Annotated in this window: 1 protein-coding gene; it reads left to right on the plus strand. The window is 66.0% G+C overall.

Annotated features, from left to right (window positions below; translation table 11 throughout):
- The coding region (locus EOD42_RS25645; RefSeq protein ID WP_276318172.1) for a sugar nucleotidyltransferase at positions 1 to 517 on the plus strand (517 nt) is incomplete at both ends.

A 517-nucleotide genomic window follows, 5' to 3' on the forward strand; every position in this document is an offset into this window, starting at 1 on the left:
TGTCGCAGAAGCTGCGTGATGCGGCGGAGCGCGCGCAGACGGGCGTGTCGACGGTGTTCGGCTATCGGGTGGCGGACCCCGAGCGGTACGGCGTGGCGGAGTTCGACGCGACGGGCCGTGTGCTGTCGCTGGAGGAGAAGCCGAAGGCGCCGAAATCGGATTGGGCGGTGATCGGGCTGTATTTCTACGACAAGCGTGTCGTGGAGATGGCCAAGAAGGTGAAGCCCTCGGCGCGGGGCGAGCTTGAGATCACGGACATGAACATCCTGTACATGGAAGACGGGACGCTGAACGCGGAGCAGCTGGGGCGGGGTTTCGCGTGGCTGGACGCGGGCACGCCGGGCAGCCTGCTGCAGGCGGCGACCTTCGTGCAGACGGTGCAGGAACGCCAGGGGCTGGTGGTGGCCTGCCCTGAGGAGATCGGGTTCAACCAGGGCTGGCTGAACGCCGAGCAACTCGCCCAGCAGGGAAGGGCTCTCGGAAAGACAGCCTATGGGCAGTATATGATCGAAGTGGC

The organism is Rhodovarius crocodyli (assembly GCF_004005855.1).
In the GTDB taxonomy this organism is placed as follows: Bacteria; Pseudomonadota; Alphaproteobacteria; order Acetobacterales; family Acetobacteraceae; genus Rhodovarius; species Rhodovarius crocodyli.